The following is a 15,170-nucleotide window of genomic DNA, read 5'->3' as shown; positions in this document are numbered from 1 at the left end:
TTTCAGCTTTCTTTGTTCCCTGTTTGAAATTTTTGAGGAAACTCCAAAAATAATTATTTCATTTCCATTTCAAGCGAAAAATGAAAGTTCGGAATGGTGTTACTGAAATTATAATTGGCATTAATGGTTTTTGAGCGGCTGATGATATTTTTTAATCCCATTCCGTTTTTAGAATCGAGGAGTTCTTCATTCACAATACATCCTAAGCCATTATCATTATAATCTAATATTAGTTTGGATGATGAAACATCTAAAATGATCTCAGCAGTTGAAGCGGAAGCATGTTTTAATGTATTATTGATTAATTCCTCGGTGATCCTGTATAATATCATTTCAATTGCTTTGTCGAGTTTTAACATGTTGTTATTACAGGTGAATTTTATTTTTATTTTATCGGATATATTTATTTTTTTCACCAGGGATTCAATTGCTTTTATAAGACCATATTCAGTAATTACTGTAGGCATCAGGTTGTCGGAAATGGTACGGATATTTGATACCGCATCGTCAAGCATTTCATTTGTAAAATTGATGAGTTTAGCTTTTTCTTCAATCGATATATCTTCGCTGTAAATTTCATTCAGATAAATTTTTATGGTATATAACAAGGGACCTAAGCCATCATGTATCTCTTTTGCAAATCTTTTCCTTTCGCGCTCTTCAGCGTCAATAACTGCACTTAATATCTTGCGTTCAAATTCTTTTCTTTCCGAAATATCCCTGGCAATAGTAAAAACAACTTTTTCCCCTTTATACCTGATAGTTCGGCTGCTCATTTCAAGCGATATTATTTTTTTATCTTTCGAGATATGTTCCGATTCATAAATGAGTGTTCCCTGTCTGATTATTTTATCAAGATTATCCTGAACTTTATTAAAATATTTTGGTGTTTTAAGGTCGGTAAAATTCATTTTGATCAGCTCCTCGCGGGAATATCCAAGTTTTTTTGTAACTTCTTTGTTTACTTCAAGAATATTTCCTTTCAGGTCGGCAAGAAATATTTCATCGCTGCTATTATTAAATAAAGTACGAAACCTGATTTCCGATTCCGACCGTTCTGTTTCTGTTTTTTTCAATGATATTAAAACCCGTTTCAGGTATTCAAGGCTTATGATCATTATAACTGAAATAGAAATATCAATAATTGAGTTGTAAATTTCAAATTGATATCTTCCTGGATTTTGGATAAAGAACATAAGTTGTGCTATCTGGCGTATAGCCATCATTGCAAAACTTATGGAAATTAAAATCCATGATAGACGGCTTTTTGCAAGGCGAATTATTCGTATTGCGAGAATAATTAAAATGACCTGGAGAATAATAGATAAAATAAGCCAGATGTATGTATACATAAAAATTGTTTTTCCGATGAATTACAAAAAATATAAGTTGTACCCTTTTAAGTTCTTATTAAGAATAAAGCATTTTGCTTTTTGCTTTTTAATTTTATTGATAATCAAATGTCATATTGAGCCTGTCGATGTCATATTGAGCTTGTCGAAATATGGCTTCGTAGCTCTGCCTGACAGTTAGTATTTTATAGTTCAATAGCACAAAAGGTTTCGAATATTTAATTTCTTTAACGTTAAAATTCAACAATAAAAATTACTTCGCAATAACCGATAGTACAGGAATTTTTGAGTTGCTGATCATATATGATACCGCCGAACCAAGGAAACGTGTACGCCATCCTTCTTCCTGTCCGATCATAATTACAATCAAATCTCCTTCTGTTTCGTAAGCATAATCAAGAATATAATCATTAATGTTGCTAATAACCTTACTGCCATGAATAATTTTTGTGGTAGTATAAATATCCCTCTTTTCAATATGGTCTTTTACTACATTGATTTGTTCCGTAAGATGATCAATGATTTCCTTATCATCAGTAAGGATTACCGATACCACTCTTATTGTTGAATTATAAAATTTAGCAACTTCGATTGCCTTGGAAATTTTTTGTTGAGTTTCTTTGGTCAGGTCGAGCGGAAGAATGATTGTATCGAACTGTTCACGTATGTTAGTGCCATTGAAAGTAAGCACAGGGCATGAGGTTTCGCCAATGATACGTGATGTTGTAGGTCCTATCGAATGACTTTTATGTTCGGGGTCGGAGCTGTTCGTTGCCAGAACAATGAAACGTGCATAGATGTCCTTTGCAGTTTGAATGATTTGCTCATGGATTTTCCCTTTTAAAATTAATGGATTCACTTTTATCCATGATTTTTCCATGGCATTCCCGGCTATTTGCTGCAACCGCTGATAACAAATCTCTTCATAAGATTTGTTTTCATCTACAGAATGTTCTTTTGATAAAAAAGGAATAGGGATATTCAGTGATATTCCTCCTTCTGGAATAACATGTAGCAAGGTGATTTCTACGTTAAGCAATGTAGCTAAAGCGTATGCCTGCTCCAGCGCCAGCAATGATTGTTCGGAAAAATCGGTAGGGACTAATATATTACTGTAATGACCTTTCATATAAATAAATAATTACTTAATGCTGTCAGGATAATTCCTTACTTTTGCATCTTGCAAAATAACAAAAATTGTTTATTAAATTCAAAAATCATGAAAAAAATCGCAGATTCAGAGCTGATATTAAATCCGGATGGAAGCGTATATCACTTGAAACTCAGACCTGAAAATATATCCGACACGATACTTCTTGTTGGCGATCAGGGCCGCGTAGAGACTATTTCCAAATACTTCACTAATATTGAATGTAAAATTCAGAGTCGTGAATTTTTAACACATACAGGCACTTATAATGGGAAACGTATAACTGCATTATCTACAGGTATAGGGACTGACAATATTGATATTGTTATTAATGAATTGGATGCTCTTGTAAATATTGACCTTAAAAATCGTTGTATAAAAGAAAAACTTACATCACTTAATATTGTAAGGCTTGGTACTTCGGGCGCATTGCAGGGCGATATTCCAGTTGATAATTATGTAATGTCGGAATACGGATTAGGATTCGACGGGCTTCTGAATTTTTATAAAACGAATAAAAATATTTTTGAAACAGAAATGGCCGATGCATTTGTACGTCATTCCGAATGGTCGTCTAAACTGGCATACCCTTACGTTGTGAAAGCATCGGATATGTTAATGAAAAAATTAGGCGAAGGTTTGTTTAAAGGAATTACGGCAACCGCTTCCGGTTTTTATGGTCCGCAGGGAAGGCAGTTACGAATTGAACCTCTTGATGTGGAATTGAATGATAAAATGCAAACGTTTCAATACAAGAACAACCGCATTACTAATTTTGAAATGGAAACATCTGCATTATACGGATTGGGCGCTGTTCTGGGGCATAACACACTTACTATATGCACCATTATTGCCAACAGGGTGATTAAGCAGTTCAGCGAAGATTATAAAAAACCCGTTGAAAAAATGATACAACTTGTTCTCGACAGAATAACAGCATAAAAATTAAATGATGGATCCGAATGCTGAACGTGAACTAAAAGCATTGATTAGCCTGGCAGACGAGCCGGATGATAGGATATTGTCCGAGATCATACAAAAAATTATTTCATACGGAAAAGAAGCAATTCCTTTTCTTGAAGAGAAATGGGAAAACTCACTGGATAATATTTTACAGGAACGCGTACTTAATATTATTCATAAGATACAGTTTGAAAATATATGCAATCAGCTGAAAATATGGGCACAGACACCTTTTGGTAATATGTTCACAGCATTTATCCTTATCAGTAAATTTCAATATCCTATGCTGAACGAGAAAGATGTTCATGATAAGCTGGAAAATATAAAGAAAGATGTATGGCTCGAAATGAATGATAACCTGACTCCATTGGAAAAAGTGAGGGTGATAAATCATATTCTTTTCGATATACACAAGTTTGCCGGAAATGTCAGCGATTTCTATGCGCTGAGCAATATGTACCTGAACACGCTGCTGGAAACAAAAAAAGGAAATCCTTTATCATTGGGCTTATTGTATATTATCATTTCAAACGAAATGAATATCCCCGTGTATGGAGTGAATTTACCGGAACATTTTATCCTGGCTTATACCAATGAAAATAAAATCGACCGGCTTGGTTTTCTTGATGAGAAAGAAGTGCTTTTTTATATTAATCCTTTCAGCAAAGGAGCTGTATTTTCAAAAAAAGAAGTGGAACAATTTTTATCACAGATAAACCAGCAACCGCAGGATTCTTTTTATCAGCCATGTAACAATACCGATATTGTTAATCGTTTATTGAATAATCTTTCTATGGCATATCAAAAGATTGGCGACAAAGAAAAGGTTGACGAAATACAGATTCTTTTTAAAATCATAAACAATTTATAATAATTCAAAACCAATATTTCAGAAGAAATGAAAAAAATTTGCATGAGTATAATCCCTGTTTTTATTGTGATTATATCAATTCAATTTCTGCACGCTCAAACTAGTGAATCGCACCTCGATTCCGTTTATAAAGAAAATTTTAACTGGTATAACCTCGATTTAAAGAAAAATAAAATTGCAGGTGTTTCAACAGAAAAAGCTTATAGCGTTTTATTGAAAGGAAAAACTCCTTCAAAGAAAATTATTGTTGCGGTAATTGATGGTGGTGTTGATATTGAACATGAAGATTTAAAAGATGTTATCTGGACAAATAAAAACGAAATTCCCGGTAACGGAAAAGATGATGATAACAACGGTTATATTGATGATGTTCATGGTTGGAATTTTCTGGGTAACGCGAAAGGGGAGAACCTGAACCAGGAAAACCTTGAATATACAAGGATCATAAGAGATATGCAGACCGGGTTCAAAGATGTGAAATCGGAAAATGATGTTCCTGTAAGAAAATTAAAAGATTACAAAATGTATCTTGCAAGCAAGGTTATGTATGATAAAAAATTAAAGGAATACACCAGTTCAAAAGATGCGATCAATAGCTTTATTAATAAAATTGATGATTCGCAGGCTGTAATAAAAAAGTTCCTGAAAAAAGATACGTTGATTGCCGAAGATGTTAAAAGCATTTCATCAACTGACAAGGAAATTAATGATGCGCAAAAATTCCTTTTGAATGTTTATGATAAAAAAATTTCAAAATCAGCACTGGAAAGTTACCAGAAGCATAACGATTTATATCTCGACAAATATTTGAATTTTGATTTTAATGAAAGAAATAAAATTATAGGTGATGATCCTAAAAATATTTTAAATAAAGATTATGGCAATAATGATGTGGAAGGCCCTGATGCCGGTCATGGCACTATGGTTGCCGGAATAATTGCCGCGAAAAGAAATAATGGTATTGGAATAAACGGCATAGCCGATAATGTTGAGATAATGGTTTTGCGTGTTGTACCTGATGGCGATGAGCGCGATAAAGACGTTGCTCTTGCAATTCGTTATGCTGCTGATAACGGGGCCAATATTATTAATATGAGTTTTGGAAAAGCATTCTCTCCTCAGAAACAATTTGTTGATGATGCAATAAAATATGCCGAAACAAAAAATGTTTTATTGATTCATGCAGCAGGAAATGATGGCTTAAATAATGATAGTATTGAACATTATCCTTCAAAAATATTAAATGATAACTCGATAGTGAAGAACCTTATGAATGTTGGCGCTTCGTCTAAACTAAAAGATAATAAATTTGCTGCGGTATTTTCAAATTACGGACAAAGTGTTGATTTGTTTGCTCCCGGCGTAAGCATTGTTACTACAACTCCCAATAATAAATATGATGATGCCAATGGTACCAGTTTTTCATGCCCGGTTGTTTCGGGCATAGCTGCATTGGTTTGGTCGTATTACCCACGGTTGACAGCGGTTCAGTTAAAAGATATTTTATTACAATCGGTAGTGAGTTATAAAAAATTAAAAGTCAATTTACCAAATTTGGATTCAAAAAAAGCTGAAGTAAAGAAAGTGTCCTTTGCTGAACTATGCAAAACAGGTGGTGAGGCTAATGCATATAAAGCTCTTGTTGCTGCTGAGAAATTTGTGAATGGAACGGGTAAGAAAAAATAAATCAGATTAAAATGATATTTAAAAAGAGTGGCGGGACTTAAGTCCCGCCACTCTTTATTTTAAAAAGAAAAAAGAATACAAAAAATTAGCCCCGACCTTTAGGTCGGGGCTGAAGAATCTTTCTATCTCCGGGCTTTAGCCCAAACTATTTTTTATAAGTCTTCAGGAAATTATCAATATTGTTCTTCACTCGTTCCACAACATTATCGGTATTGCCTTTTACAAATTTTTCACCGATAATATTTTCGTATAATTCGATATAACGTTCCGAGATTTCTTTTACAAAATCGTCTGTCAACTCAGGAAGTTTTTCTCCTGCCTGTCCCTGGAAACCATGAGCCATGAGCCATTCGCGAACAAACTCTTTTGAAAGTTGTTTCTGTGCTTCACCTTTTGCCTGGCGTTCTTCATAACCTTCTTTGTAGAAATAGCGTGATGAATCGGGAGTGTGAATTTCATCAATCAAAATTATTTTTCCATCTTTCTTTCCGAATTCATATTTTGTATCAACGAGTATCAGCCCCATTTTGCTGGCTATTTCGGAACCACGTTTAAAAAGTTCGATCGAATATTTTTCCAGTAATTTGTATTCTGCTTCAGGAACCAAACCTTCATTAATGATTTCTTCGCGCGAAATATTTTCATCGTGTCTGCCTTGTTCTGCTTTGGTTGTAGGAGTTAGTATCGGATTGGGAAATCTTTCATGTTCTTTCATTCCATCTGGAATAGGAACACCGCAAATCTGGCGTGCACCTTTTTTATATTCACGCCATGAGCTTCCGGTGAGGTAACCACGAACAATCATCTCTACAGCATAAGGCTCACAACGATGCCCAATAGTAACCATAGGGTCGGGGGTAGCAATTTTCCAGTTGGGAACAATGTCGGTGGTAGCGTCAAGGAATTTAGCAGCAATCTGGTTAAGCACCTGTCCTTTGTAGGGAATGCCTTTTGGCAAAACCACGTCGAATGCGGAGATGCGGTCGCTAACAACCATTACTAAAAATTCATCATTAATATTATAAACGTCTCTGACTTTTCCTTTATAAAAACTTTTCTGTCCCGGAAAATTAAATTTTGTTTCAACTATTGCATTGTTCATATGTGTGATGTTTTTGAAGTGTGCTGCAAAATTAATTTAAAACCCGATATTAAAAAATCAGGTAAAAAAATAGTTATTAAAAATTATTAAGAATTTAAGTAGACAAGTTGACAAGGCATAAGTTGATAAGCTGGAATTTATTTAGATTTAAAAATTTTGGATGTTTTAAGAAATACTGATTATTTTAGCTACTCAGTAATATGAGTTAAAGCTTTAATCAAGATTCAGAACAAACATAATGAACACCAAGGTATAATAAAGATAAAAGTAATTATGAAGGTTTTTAGGGTTTATATTTACAAATATTTTATAGCATATCTTATATCAACGTTTGTATTAATACTAATTGAAAATTATAAAATTAAATTATCTAATATATCATTATATGGATTTGTTATCATTGCATTATTAGTTTTTATATTTATAGTTCCTTATTTTGAATACACCCATTTGATAGTGGATAATGAAAAGCGAAAAATAATTTTTAAACGTGAACGCTTTTTATTGAAAAAAAAAGAAATGGAATTTGATCTATGCAAATTATTATACTCTTATAAAGATGAATACGCAGGATTGCCTTCGAAAGAAAAAGTTTTCTCAATATATGAAAATGGTAAAAAGGTATTTAGATTGAGAGCAACAAAAATAGGACATAAATTACTAGATAGCTTTGTTAATGAAATTGAAAGAGTAAAGAAAGAAATATTAAATGTTTAAATATTTCAGGTTAAACTGTCGATAAGATAATTTAAAGTAAATTCAAATTTTACATTTTCATTTTTCAATCATCAATTTTACATAAGCATACTAATGCTTTCGCAGCGGTGTATCAGCTTTTCAACTTGTAAGCTTGTCTACTTGTCAACTTGTTTACTTTTTACTTTCCTTCCCATAAGCTTCCACAATGCGGTTTACCAGCCGGTGACGAACAATATCTCTTTCATCAAGCATTATAATTTCAATGCCTTCAATATTTTTTAAAATTCTCATGGAATGGAGCAAGCCCGATGCCTGGTTGCGTGGTAAATCAATTTGTGTAATGTCGCCGGTAACTATGAATTTAGAACTTCGTCCCATCCTGGTCAGGAACATTTTCATCTGGCTTTCGGTTGTATTCTGTCCTTCATCTAAAATTGCATATGCATTTTCGAGCGTACGTCCGCGCATAAAGGCGAGTGGTGCAACTTCAATGGTTCCATCTTCCATGTATGAATAAAGCTTTTGCGAAGGAAGCATGTCGCGAAGCGCGTCGTATAAGGGTTGTAAGTATGGGTCGAGTTTGTCTTTCAGGTCGCCGGGCAGGAAGCCAAGATTTTCGCCAGCTTCAACGGCAGGGCGTGTAAGAACAATACGTTTTACTTCTTTATTTTTTAAAGCGCGAACAGCCAGGGCTACGGCTGTGTATGTTTTTCCGGTACCTGCCGGACCAATGGCAAAAATCAGATCATTGTTTGCCGAGCTTTCAACCATTCGCTGTTGATTGATGGTGCGTGCTTTTACAGGCATCCCGTGTTTTCCGTGAACAAGAATTTCTTTATCTGTTTCTTCTTTGCCGCTGTATTGTTGTTCCGCATTCATTATGTAATCAATATCCTGTTCGGTTATCTTTCCGAATTTTTCATAATGTTTTAATAACAGGTTAAAACGTTCTGCAAAAACATTAACTTCTTCATTTTCCCCGATAGCTTTAACCGTATCGCCTCTTGCCACAATTTTTACCTTAGGATAATAACTGCGAATCTTCTCAAGATGGTTGTCATTGATGCCGAATATTTCTATTGGCGCTATCGATTCCAGAATAATTATTTTTTCCATCATCACATTGACATATTTAACAAATGATTGTTTATATAAAATTTTTTTGCCCGAATCAACATAAAAGATATTTAGTACTTTTGGCTAACGCAAAAATAAAACAAATTTCATCTGTTCACTCAGATGAAATAATTTTGTGAAGAAATGGCAATCATAACTCTTACTACCGACTGGGGTAACAAAGACCATTATACCGGTGCTGTGAAAGGCGCTTTGCTTTCACTGATGCCTGATGCCACTATTGTTGATATTACTCATGATATACCTACTTTTGATATTGGTCCGGCTTCATTTGTAATCCGTAATTGTTTTAAAAATTTTCCGGAAGGAACCATTCATATTATTGGAATCAATACCGAAGCATCTACTGATTCGCCACATACGCTTGCGTTATATGATGGTCATTATTTTATTGGTGCAGATAACGGAATATTTTCGCTTATCTTCGATCATCAACCCGAAAAAATTATTGAACTTGATATTACGCAGGATTCCGATTATTTTACCTTTTCAACCCGTGATGTTTTTGTTAAAGCTGCATATTTTATTTCAAAAGGTGAAAACATCGAAACCATGGGTTTTGAAAAAAAATCGATTAGAGAACTTTTGCCTCTCAAACCTGTTGTTGAAGCGAATGCTATAAAGGGAAGTGTTGTTTATATCGATTCTTACGAAAATGTGATTACAAATATCAATGAAGAACTTTTTCGTGAAGCAGGCAAAGGAAAATCTTTTACTGTATCTTTTCGCGGAGGATATGATATTACAGAAATTTCGCATGCATACAAGGATGTGGAGCCCGGAGAAAAACTGGCTTTATTCGGCTCATCGGGTTTCCTTGAAATAGCAATAAACATGGGTAATGCAAGCAGCCTTCTTGGTTTGAAACTTAAAGATTCTGTTCGTATTGATTTTGAAGAAAAGTAAAATATGAATCAATGTCCGCAGTGTAATTCGTTACTTAAGCCAAATGCAAAATTTTGTCATAACTGTGGTTGTGCAATTTTTAATTCTAATTCAACTCCAATTCAAACTCTAACAACTCGAACTCCTCTCGAATATCAAAAGCCTTATAATCGTCAGAAATATTATGCATGGACATGGTTTGCAATGACCATAATATTCCTGTTCTGTTTTTTATACCCGTTTATTTCTGATATGGATATGTTTGAAGGTGGCGGTGCTATGATAATGATTGGATTGGTAATGTTTATTACAAGTGTTATTGTTACTCCTTTTTATTTTAAAAGAGCATCGCGTTTAAGCAGAATTTTGTCCGGGCAAAATGTTTTAGTATATTGGGTTTATTCGCCTGAAGAATGGAGAGAATATACATCGGAAGAACTAAAACAACGTAAAAGCGAGAAGTGGGCGCTGTTTTGGGTGATCACGGTTATTGCATTTGTGGTAAATACCATCATGTCTATAATCCATCCTGATGGTATAATTATTTTTTTATTTGTCCAGGTTGGACTAATGCTGCTCATTGCTCTTACAGCGTTTTTATCATACAAGCTTCCGGATAATCAGAATAGAAAACATTTAGGACAGGTAATTATTGCCAAGGATGGAATTTACCTTAATGGTTCTTATCATTCGTGGGTAGGCATGTCGGCACGATTTGAAAGAGTAATGATTTCGGATGATAATAAGATTTTGCATTTTGTATATTCCGCAATGTCGCGTTATAGCAGGGATGAATATACTGTTAATGTTCCCGTTCCAAATAATGAATTACCTGCAGCTTTAAAAATCATCGGGTATTTCAAAAACATAAGTCGCTGATTTGTATTATAATTTTTTAACTAAAATATGGTTCTGCTCCTTTAAAATTGAAGTATATTTGCTTATCATATTATAAATTTTGAAACATTTGTTCTATATGAAGTCAAGAATTTTTTCCAAACTTATTTTCATTTTTCTCATTGCTTTTATTGTATTTGCAAATAATGTAAAAGCACAATCAAAGAAGAATAATTTTGAAACCGACAGCAAAAAACTGGAATCGGCTTTACAGATAATCGATCTTTTCTATGTAGATACCGTTAACAACAATAAGCTTGTTGAAACGGCAATCAATAATATGTTGAAGGAGCTGGATCCGCATTCTGTTTACATGAACAGGGAAGAAATGAAAGAAGCCAATGAATCACTACAGGGAAATTTTGAAGGTGTAGGCATCCAGTTCAGCATTATCAAAGATACGATAATGGTGGTAACACCCACTCCCGGTGGCCCTTCAGAAAAATTAGGAATACAATCGGGCGATAAGTTAATTAAGATTGACGGTGAAAATGCAACCGGTCCGACAATCAACAACAACTGGGTATTTAAGCATTTGCGCGGAAATAAAGGAACTAAGGTTAACGTAAGTATTTTACGAAGAGGAAAGAAAGAACTTTTGGAATATACAATCACCCGTGATAAAATTCCTGTTAACAGCATTGATGCAACTTTTATGGCTGATGAAACCATAGGTTATATTAAACTGAACCGTTTTGGTGGAACCACTATGGAAGAATTTCACACTTCTCTTACTCAATTGAAATCATCAGGAATGAAAAGTCTGATACTCGATTTAAGAGATAACGGTGGCGGTTATCTTCAAACAGCTGTTGATCTTGCTGATGAATTTCTTGGAAAAGATAAGTTAGTGGTATATACCCAGGGAATCAACAGTTCTAAAGTATCATATAATGCTACAGATAAAGGCGATTTTGAAAAAGGAAAACTGGTCGTTCTTATTAATGAATCTTCAGCTTCTGCCAGCGAAATTGTTTCCGGTGCAATACAGGACTGGGACAGAGGTTTAATAATAGGAAGACGATCGTTTGGAAAAGGATTGGTGCAAAAGCCTTTCCCGCTGCCTGATGGTTCATCGATAAGACTTACTACTGCAAAATATTTTACTCCTACAGGACGTTGTATTCAGAAACCGTATAATGAAGGAACAGATAAATATTTTAAAGACCTTACTGATCGTTACAAACATGGTGAGATATTTCATTCCGACAGTATTAAATTTCCCGATTCACTGAAATTTTATACTCCTAAAAAACGTCTGGTATATGGCGGAGGTGGTATTATGCCCGATGTTTTTATTCCTGCCGATACTTCAAAGATTTCTGATTATTATACCAATATCCTTCGCAAAGGATTGATATACCAGTTCTCTTTACAGTATGTTGATGTAAAGCGCGACAGCCTTAAAAGCACGTATAAAGATATTGCTGCTTTTAATAAAAATTTCAAGATCAGCGATGCCTTGCTTAATGAATTTATAAAATTCACTGAAGCCGATAGCTTGAAGAAAGATGAAAAAGGTTTTGAATTATCGAAAGAATATATTGTAAATCAATTAAAGGCAAATATCGGAAGAGGCTTGTTTGATATCAACGCGTATTTCCTTATTTCTACCGAGATAGATGATGTTTATCAGGATGCTATCAAAGCGATTAATGATAAAACTACTTTTAAAAAATATAAAATTGAATAAGAAAGGATAAATGGAAACCAATAGACTATATCTGATTTTAAATTGGGGGAAGGAATTTTAGAAGCGTATATTTTTATTCTTTCCAAATCTGTTCATTCAGCTTATTTACTTTCCGTTTATCAATTACAAAACCTTTTTCTTTGGTATTTGAGCCACATTCTTCAATATTTATTTTAATATATTTAGCTTTATAAAAGTTCAACCAATCGATAACATCATTTGTTGAAAAATCTTTTTCGTCAGAAAGAATCAATATCATAAAAACTATTTTGAAAGACCATGTGTAATCATAAAATCTTCTAAACTGCCAAGCCCTACTTCTGCCCTACGTTTATCAACGTTTTCAATATCTTCAATCGGATCGAGCTTATTCTGTAAATCCCAAGATGTTCCATAACGCTGTGGCTTTTTTTCAACTAAAGTAAGATGCTGGTCTATCCATTGTCCAAATGTTATTGGAGAAACGTTACCATTTTGTACTTCTTCTTTCATTATTTTTTCAAAAAATAACCATTCCTCACTGTCAATTGCAAAACGCCTTGCTCCATGTAAAAGCATTATATTAAATGCACCGGCAGCAGCAATACCAACTTTTTTATAATTTGGCCAGCCATATTGTTTTACTATTTGAGTTAAGTGATTAAAAATTCTTATATCTGTCTTTTTTAGTTCAATTCCCCATAACGAATCATTAAGCCCGTGTTTGCTTATCCTGTAATACTGGTCATCTTTTGCCATTTTCAATAATGTGTCGCGCAAGGGTTGATTAATATTTTTTAAATATGTATTATGAAGGGAATCGTAATCAGAAAAAACATAAAGTTTTACCTCGTTTAATTTTTCGGATGTTAATTTTGATAGATATTTAGAGCATAAATATGAACTATCATTTCCAAATAATATTAATTGCCTGATATATTTAGTAAGACAATTAATACTATCTAATTTTACTGCTATATCAGTAGCTTTATATAAATCATAAGGTGTTGCTTTTTCAACAACAAATGCTTTTTTATAATAACAAAATGCAGAATCTAAATTATTTCTGGTTTTGTATACCTCAGCTTTACTTATATATTTATAATACCAACTATATGGAAAATTTTCAGTTTGCGATATTCCATTATCAGTAATTAAAGTTATAAATAGTAATTGTATAAAAACAAATCTTAATATTCTTTTCATTTTTAAATAATTCTTCATCGACCTGTCGTAAGTCGCTTCATATTCTTTATTGAAATAACAGGCAGGTAATTCCCCGCTACTCCTATGATATTCGATGCATTCGCAACATATTCCTTTTCGTGAACAAGGGTAGGAGCAATTACAATTTTTTTTATTTTCATCAACAGAACAGGTTTTCATATATTATATTTTTGATTAATAAAGAATTTTTAATTACAGAATGGATTCGCATATTTATCGCAACTGATACAGAAAAACTTATTCTTTACAAACATGAATATATAAGGAAATGAAGTGAATCCTTCTCCTCTAATCTTATAGTTCGGATTCCTGTAGAATCCTTTTTTATTTAAGAATTTTGCCAGGTTCTGATTTTTATCAAAGAAAATTTGAAATGGCCATTGGTGTTTATTGATAATTTCTTTTTCTTTATCAATAGTATCATTTTTATTTATTGCAATCGCAAGTATTTGATAATTCTTTTCTTTGTTTTTGGTTTTATACCAATCCATATATTTTATACAAGCGCCACATGTTTTACACCATACAATAATCATAACGGTGTCCTTGGTTATTTCAATATTCTTTAAATTTAATTCTTTGTCGTCAATATTTTTTACAAAAACATCTTCGGTAAATATATCGTTGTTATAAACTGTATCTTTTTCAGTTTTTTTACAATTATTATTTTTATTTGTGATGATATCGTTTCCTGAAAAATAATTTTTAAAAATGATAAAAGATAACAATGATAAAATGATAACGATTAGCAGTGGTTTCACATATTTGGTTTTAAACATAAAATATTTTAATTATACTCGTTCTTAGCAGGTTTGCAAAGGCAAAACTGTTTAGAACGAGTTATATCGTACAGAGAACAAAAAATATTTTTGCAAAACTCTTTTCTGTCGGTATAAATATACTGAATCTTGACGAATTTGCATTATTTTTCAAATTCATTCAGCCGAAGTATAACTCTTTGTATTGATATTGAAAACTTCTGCATTCTGCTCCCGATAGCTATTGGGACTGCATTCTGAATTTTTTATTCACCAATAATTTTTATTAAAACTCTTTTTTGTCTTTTCCCATCAAACTCACCGTAGAAAATTTCTTCCCATGGACCAAGGTCAAGTTTGCCATTAGTAATAGCAACAACAACTTCCCTGCCCATGACCTGTCGTTTCAGATGTGCATCTCCATTATCTTCGCCAACATTATGGTGATATCCGTTACGACTATATGGCGCAAGCTTTTCGAGCCACTCCATGTAATCATGGTGAAGACCGTGTTCATTATCATTAATAAATACGCTTGCGGTAATGTGCATGGCGTTTACCAGGCACAGACCTTCTTTTACTCCGCTTTCATTAACTGCTGCTTCAACTTTAGGAGTAATATGTACAAACTGGTAACGCTGTTCGGTATTGAAAAATAATTCTTTTCTGAAAGTTTTCATAAGATGAATTTGTTTTCAAAAATATATTTTATACTGATACTAAAATAAAAAAATGCTACCTGTTTTTTCAGATAGCATAAAATATTTTAGA

Annotated in this window: 15 protein-coding genes; 7 read left to right on the top strand and 8 right to left on the bottom strand. The window is 33.2% G+C overall.

What is annotated here, in order from left to right:
- Positions 1-53 precede the first annotated feature (53 nt).
- The gene (locus PKK00_07065) at positions 54-1,352 is read right to left on the bottom strand and encodes a PAS domain S-box protein (protein HNW98155.1); all 1,299 of its coding nucleotides are present in this window, start codon (positions 1,350-1,352) and stop codon (positions 54-56) included.
- A 253-nt stretch (positions 1,353-1,605) separates the two neighbouring features.
- Entirely contained in the window at positions 1,606-2,481 is an 876-nt protein-coding gene (locus tag PKK00_07060; GenBank protein HNW98154.1) for a universal stress protein, read from the bottom strand.
- A gap of 90 nt (positions 2,482-2,571) precedes the next feature.
- Between PKK00_07060 and PKK00_07055 the strand changes: the two genes are divergently transcribed.
- Genes PKK00_07055 through PKK00_07045 form a run of 3 tightly spaced genes read left to right on the top strand, consistent with a single transcriptional unit; the run spans position 2,572 to position 6,022 of the window.
- Complete coding sequence (locus PKK00_07055) at positions 2,572-3,444, top strand: nucleoside phosphorylase (GenBank protein ID HNW98153.1); 873 nt, start codon at positions 2,572-2,574, stop codon at positions 3,442-3,444.
- Between the two features lie 10 nt (positions 3,445-3,454).
- Positions 3,455-4,336 carry a transglutaminase-like domain-containing protein gene (locus PKK00_07050; GenBank protein HNW98152.1) on the top strand — a complete coding sequence of 294 codons (882 nt, stop codon included), beginning with the start codon at positions 3,455-3,457 and terminating at the stop codon, positions 4,334-4,336.
- A gap of 42 nt (positions 4,337-4,378) precedes the next feature.
- Positions 4,379-6,022 (top strand): S8 family peptidase, encoded by a 1,644-nt coding sequence (locus tag PKK00_07045; GenBank protein ID HNW98151.1) that lies wholly within the window; start codon positions 4,379-4,381, stop codon positions 6,020-6,022.
- A 145-nt stretch (positions 6,023-6,167) separates the two neighbouring features.
- On the opposite strand, the gene PKK00_07040 is transcribed toward PKK00_07045, so the two are convergent.
- Entirely contained in the window at positions 6,168-7,124 is a 957-nt protein-coding gene (locus PKK00_07040; protein HNW98150.1) for a phosphoribosylaminoimidazolesuccinocarboxamide synthase, read from the bottom strand.
- A 273-nt stretch (positions 7,125-7,397) separates the two neighbouring features.
- On the opposite strand from PKK00_07040, the gene PKK00_07035 reads away from it, so the two are divergent.
- Positions 7,398-7,841: a hypothetical protein gene (locus tag PKK00_07035; protein HNW98149.1), complete on the top strand. Its 444-nt coding sequence runs from the start codon at positions 7,398-7,400 to the stop codon at positions 7,839-7,841.
- A gap of 153 nt (positions 7,842-7,994) precedes the next feature.
- On the opposite strand, the gene PKK00_07030 is transcribed toward PKK00_07035, so the two are convergent.
- Positions 7,995-8,942: a PhoH family protein gene (locus tag PKK00_07030; protein HNW98148.1), complete on the bottom strand. Its 948-nt coding sequence runs from the start codon at positions 8,940-8,942 to the stop codon at positions 7,995-7,997.
- 141 nt (positions 8,943-9,083) lie between these two features.
- Between PKK00_07030 and PKK00_07025 the strand changes: the two genes are divergently transcribed.
- The 3 genes from PKK00_07025 (at position 9,084) to PKK00_07015 (ending at position 12,435) form a co-directional block, all read left to right on the top strand.
- A complete protein-coding gene (locus tag PKK00_07025; protein ID HNW98147.1) occupies positions 9,084-9,866 on the top strand; it encodes an SAM-dependent chlorinase/fluorinase in 783 nt (260 codons plus the stop codon).
- 3 nt (positions 9,867-9,869) lie between these two features.
- The gene (locus PKK00_07020; protein ID HNW98146.1) at positions 9,870-10,724 is read left to right on the top strand and encodes a zinc ribbon domain-containing protein; all 855 of its coding nucleotides are present in this window, start codon (positions 9,870-9,872) and stop codon (positions 10,722-10,724) included.
- A 97-nt stretch (positions 10,725-10,821) separates the two neighbouring features.
- Positions 10,822-12,435 carry a S41 family peptidase gene (locus tag PKK00_07015; GenBank protein HNW98145.1) on the top strand — a complete coding sequence of 538 codons (1,614 nt, stop codon included), beginning with the start codon at positions 10,822-10,824 and terminating at the stop codon, positions 12,433-12,435.
- A gap of 73 nt (positions 12,436-12,508) precedes the next feature.
- Here PKK00_07015 and PKK00_07010 read toward each other — a convergent pair whose 3' ends face one another.
- The 4 genes from PKK00_07010 to PKK00_06995 all read right to left on the bottom strand — a co-directional run bounded on the left by PKK00_07010 (position 12,509) and on the right by PKK00_06995 (position 15,079).
- Positions 12,509-12,694, bottom strand: coding sequence for a hypothetical protein (locus PKK00_07010; GenBank protein ID HNW98144.1), 186 nt, complete (start codon positions 12,692-12,694; stop codon positions 12,509-12,511).
- Positions 12,695-12,699: 5 nt separating this feature from the next.
- Entirely contained in the window at positions 12,700-13,800 is a 1,101-nt protein-coding gene (locus PKK00_07005) for a DUF6485 family protein (protein HNW98143.1), read from the bottom strand.
- A gap of 29 nt (positions 13,801-13,829) precedes the next feature.
- Positions 13,830-14,402, bottom strand: a complete 573-nt coding sequence (locus PKK00_07000; GenBank protein HNW98142.1) for a redoxin domain-containing protein — start codon at positions 14,400-14,402, stop codon at positions 13,830-13,832.
- A 263-nt stretch (positions 14,403-14,665) separates the two neighbouring features.
- A complete protein-coding gene (locus PKK00_06995) occupies positions 14,666-15,079 on the bottom strand; it encodes a secondary thiamine-phosphate synthase enzyme YjbQ (GenBank protein ID HNW98141.1) in 414 nt (137 codons plus the stop codon).
- Between the last annotated feature and the right edge of the window lie 91 nt (positions 15,080-15,170).

The sequence above is a fragment of the Bacteroidales bacterium genome, assembly GCA_035353855.1.
In the GTDB taxonomy this organism is placed as follows: Bacteria; Bacteroidota; Bacteroidia; order Bacteroidales; family CG2-30-32-10; genus DAOQAK01.
The sequence above is the reverse complement of the archived record's forward strand: the minus strand, read 5'-3'. Positions and strand labels throughout refer to the sequence as shown.

Coding starts and splice junctions, on each gene's coding strand:
- PKK00_07065 (HNW98155.1), bottom strand. CDS start 1,352: ATGTATACATACATCTGGCTTATTTTATCTATTATTCTCCAGGTCATT.
- PKK00_07060 (HNW98154.1), bottom strand. CDS start 2,481: ATGAAAGGTCATTACAGTAATATATTAGTCCCTACCGATTTTTCCGAA.
- PKK00_07055 (HNW98153.1), top strand. CDS start 2,572: ATGAAAAAAATCGCAGATTCAGAGCTGATATTAAATCCGGATGGAAGC.
- PKK00_07050 (HNW98152.1), top strand. CDS start 3,455: ATGGATCCGAATGCTGAACGTGAACTAAAAGCATTGATTAGCCTGGCA.
- PKK00_07045 (HNW98151.1), top strand. CDS start 4,379: ATGAGTATAATCCCTGTTTTTATTGTGATTATATCAATTCAATTTCTG.
- PKK00_07040 (HNW98150.1), bottom strand. CDS start 7,124: ATGAACAATGCAATAGTTGAAACAAAATTTAATTTTCCGGGACAGAAA.
- PKK00_07035 (HNW98149.1), top strand. CDS start 7,398: ATGAAGGTTTTTAGGGTTTATATTTACAAATATTTTATAGCATATCTT.
- PKK00_07030 (HNW98148.1), bottom strand. CDS start 8,942: ATGATGGAAAAAATAATTATTCTGGAATCGATAGCGCCAATAGAAATA.
- PKK00_07025 (HNW98147.1), top strand. CDS start 9,084: ATGGCAATCATAACTCTTACTACCGACTGGGGTAACAAAGACCATTAT.
- PKK00_07020 (HNW98146.1), top strand. CDS start 9,870: ATGAATCAATGTCCGCAGTGTAATTCGTTACTTAAGCCAAATGCAAAA.
- PKK00_07015 (HNW98145.1), top strand. CDS start 10,822: ATGAAGTCAAGAATTTTTTCCAAACTTATTTTCATTTTTCTCATTGCT.
- PKK00_07010 (HNW98144.1), bottom strand. CDS start 12,694: ATGATATTGATTCTTTCTGACGAAAAAGATTTTTCAACAAATGATGTT.
- PKK00_07005 (HNW98143.1), bottom strand. CDS start 13,800: ATGAAAACCTGTTCTGTTGATGAAAATAAAAAAAATTGTAATTGCTCC.
- PKK00_06995 (HNW98141.1), bottom strand. CDS start 15,079: ATGAAAACTTTCAGAAAAGAATTATTTTTCAATACCGAACAGCGTTAC.